Source organism: Methanocalculus sp. (genome assembly GCF_029762515.1).
Classification (GTDB): Archaea; Halobacteriota; Methanomicrobia; order Methanomicrobiales; family Methanocorpusculaceae; genus Methanocalculus.
The window spans coordinates 1-3,651 of the sequence record NZ_JARVGN010000240.1 but is presented as its reverse complement, the minus strand read 5'-3'; the positions used below and the strand labels follow the sequence as shown (position 1 = coordinate 3,651).

The 3,651-nt window shown below is 49.5% G+C and carries 3 protein-coding genes; all 3 read left to right on the top strand.

From position 1 onward, the window contains the following. A partial coding sequence (locus tag QCH34_RS08815) for a 4Fe-4S binding protein (protein ID WP_300332989.1) occupies positions 1-476 on the top strand: 476 nt, incomplete at its 5' end. A gap of 453 nt (positions 477-929) precedes the next feature. Beyond that, positions 930-2,993, top strand: a complete 2,064-nt coding sequence (fdhF, locus tag QCH34_RS08810) for a formate dehydrogenase subunit alpha (RefSeq protein WP_300332987.1) — start codon at positions 930-932, stop codon at positions 2,991-2,993. A 5-nt stretch (positions 2,994-2,998) separates the two neighbouring features. Next, a partial coding sequence (locus tag QCH34_RS08805) for a Coenzyme F420 hydrogenase/dehydrogenase, beta subunit C-terminal domain (protein ID WP_300332985.1) occupies positions 2,999-3,651 on the top strand: 653 nt, incomplete at its 3' end.

Sequence of the window (3,651 nt, the reverse complement as noted above, 5' to 3'; positions counted from 1 at the left end):
ATAAGGGTGCAAAACTCGTTGATGGTGCTGTAAAGGCAGGTGCTCTGGAAACCTCGGCAGCAGATCCAAAAGGCCTTGCAATCCGTGCCAAAGTCGAAGGAGCAATGCTGAAACTTGGTGAAAAGTGGAGAAAGCATGATTTCCATGCCTTATCAGAGAATCTGTGGGATACCATCAGAGATGAAACATCCCGGTGTATCAAATGCTATTCCTGCATTGACAACTGTCCGGTCTGCCAACCGATTTCAATTGAACTTACTTCTGGGACGACTATGGTTCCTGTTGGCCAGCTTCCCCCGAAGCCGATGTTCCATATGCGCAGGTTTGCCCATATCTCTGATTCCTGTGTGAACTGCGGCCAGTGTGAGGAACTATGCCCGATGGAAATCCCACTTGCCCTCTTCTCCCATGCGATCAGGGTAGAGGCGGATGCTACATATATTCCAAAATTCGGTGAAGCACCATATAAAAATTAGGTGCCTGTGCGAAAAAAAGAAAATGGTTCCCGGGATTTTTCCCGCATATTTTTTATAAAATTAAATTAATGCTCATATCCGGCCAGATAACAGAGTTTTCTGGTTGTATCCGGATTTCTTCTTCAGGTCTGCAAAATCCAATTTGAATCTCTTATCTCTTGTATTATTCTCACATTAAGGCTTTTTGGGTGCTATGAATGGATTGAAAGCGCTCTCATACCGATCCTATATATAATTATGGTTATTGTTTTATATTTTGGTTTTGCGCGGCATTGTATGGTTTAAAAAGCGAAGCGGGTGAGAAGTCAATCGAAGTTGAAAATGTTAATCAAATCAATTGAACTTATATGAATATTCTGGTACTTTATGTTTATATATTCAAAGAATAGAGTTATACTTGATCTCAAAGGGTGTCCCATCGGTGCCTGAAGATCAATAGAACGGAGAATAGGCATGAGTGATAATACAGAAATGATGAGGTATGTCCCAACCACCTGCCCCTATTGCGGTGTTGGCTGCGGACTGAACCTCGTTGTGAATAATGGGAAAGTTGTCGGTGTCGAGCCTTTTAAGCGCTCACCTGTCAACGAAGGCAAACTCTGTCCAAAAGGTATGACCTGCTGGGAGTTTGTGCACAGCCCTGACAGGCTGACAAGCCCGTTGATCAAGAAGGACGGGAAGTTTGTCGAAGCAAGCTGGGACGAGGCACTTGATCTCGTTGCCTCGAAGTTCACTGAGGCTTATGAGAAGGGAGGGCCCAAGGCTCTTGGTTTCCATGTCTCGTGCCGGACACCGAACGAGGAGTGTTATGCACTTCAGAAACTGGCTCGTGTTGCGTTCAAGACGAACAACATCGACAACTGTGCCCGTATCTGCCATGGTCCGTCTGTTGCCGGATTATCTCTTTCCTTTGGTTCAGGTGCTGCCACCAACCCGTTTGAGGACGTTCTGAACTCCGATCTGATCTTAATGGTTGGATCGAATGCAGTTGAAGCCCACCCCCTTGCCGGGAGGCGTATTGCCCAGGCAAAATTAAAGGGCATTCCGATCATCGTTGCTGACCCCCGGTTTACCCCTACCGCCCGTCTGGCAGATGAATGGCTTCAATATAATCCCTCGACCCATATTGCGCTGATCAACTCGATGATGTACTGGATCATCAAAGAAGGAAAGCACGACAAGGAGTTCATCGAGAAGCGGACAAAAGGATTTGAAGACCTGAAGAAGACCGTTGAGCAGTATGCGGATGTCGAGTCTGTCACCGGTGTACCGACTGAGAGGGTCAGGGAGCTTGCTCTGAAGTATGCTGCCGCAAAGAATGCAGTCATCATCTACTGCCTTGGTATCACTGAATTAACCACAGGAACAGACAACGTCCGTTCTCTTGGGAACCTTTCGATGCTCTGCGGCAATATCGGCCGTCCCGGCGTCGGTGTAAACCCGCTCCGTGGCCAGAACAATGTGCAGGGCGCCTGTGACATGGGGGCATATCCGAATGTCTTCTCAGGATACCAGAAATGCGAGGATGAAGCTACCCGGAAGAAGATGGAGGAGCTCTGGGGTGTCACCGGACTTGCATCTGAATATGGTGTCACGCTCACCGAGCAGATCACCCAGTGCGGGGACCCGATCAAGGCGATGTACATGTTCGCTCTGAACCCGGTCGTCTCATATCCAGATTCAAACCATGTGATGCGTTCGCTTGAAAAGCTTGACTTCCTGGTTGTGCAGGATATCTTCTGGACCGAGACCTGCGAGTTTGCGGATGTTGTTCTTCCCGGTGCCAGCTTTGCCGAGAAGGATGGTACCTTTACGAGCGGTGAACGCCGTATCAACCGTGTGAGAAAAGCAGTTGATCCCCCCGGCAATGCAAAAGCTGACTGGGAGATCTTTGTGATGCTTGCAGAGAAGCTTGGCATCCATGGCTTTGACTTCAAATCTGCCGAGGATATCTGGAATGATGTGCGTAGGGTTACCCCGTCTATGGCTGGTATCAGCTATGCCCGTATGGAGAAACCCGAATCGGTTCACTGGCCGTGTCCGGCAGACGATCACCCGGGCACCCCGATCCTGCACCGTGAAAAGTTCTCTTCAGCAGACGGGCTTGGCGCCTTCTTCGGTATCGAATACCGCGAACCAGCCGAAGTTGCAGATGCCGAGTATCCGTTCACCCTGATGACCGGCCGGATTATCTTCCACTATCACACCCGGACACAGACTGACCGGTGCGCCGCACTGCATTATGATGCACCGGAAGGCTATATCCAGATGAATGTGGAGGATGCCAAACGGCTGAACATCAAAGATGGTGAGAAGATCCACATCCGGAGCCGTCGTGGTGAGACCGATACCATTGCCCATGTCGGCACCGATGTTGCACCCGGCGTTCTGTACATGTCAATGCACTATGGCAATGCTCCTGCAAACAAACTGACCAATACCGCTCTTGATCCGCTCTCGAAGATGCCGGAGCTGAAACACTGTGCTGTGGCTATTGAAAAGATTGAGGAGGCCTGATTACGATGGTAGCAAAAGGCGATATGCTGTATGCATGGACCCCGGATTCCGGCCTTCTTGAGAAAGCCGAATGCGGTGGCGCAGTCACTGCACTCTTAAAGTATGCCCTTGAGAACAAGATCGTTGATGCGGTTCTTGCTATTAAGAAAGGGGCTGATCTCTATGATGCTGTGCCAACAATCATCACCAATCCCGAAGAGATCGGCGGATCAGCAGGATCACTTCACTGCGGAACACTTCTTGTCTCAAAACTTGTGAAGAAATACCTTGATGGTGCTTTTAACATGAAACTAGGTGTCACAGTGAAAGGCTGTGATGCAATGGCGTTTTATGAACTGGCAAAACGCAATCAGGTAAACCTTGACAACATCATCATGATCGGTGTCAACTGTGGTGGAACTGTTCCACCGGTTCTTGCCCGGAAGATGATTGCTGAAAAGTATGAGGTTGATCCAAACTCGGTCCATAAGGAAGAGATCGACAAGGGCCAGTTCATCATCGAGTATGAGGGTGGCCACAAGGGTATCTCCATCGACGAGCTTGAAGAAGAGGGATATGGCCGGAGAAGCAACTGCCGCCGGTGCAAGATGAAGATCCCCCGTCAGGCCGATCTTGCCTGCGGAAACTGGGGTGTCATCGGTGACAAGGCAGGAAAGGC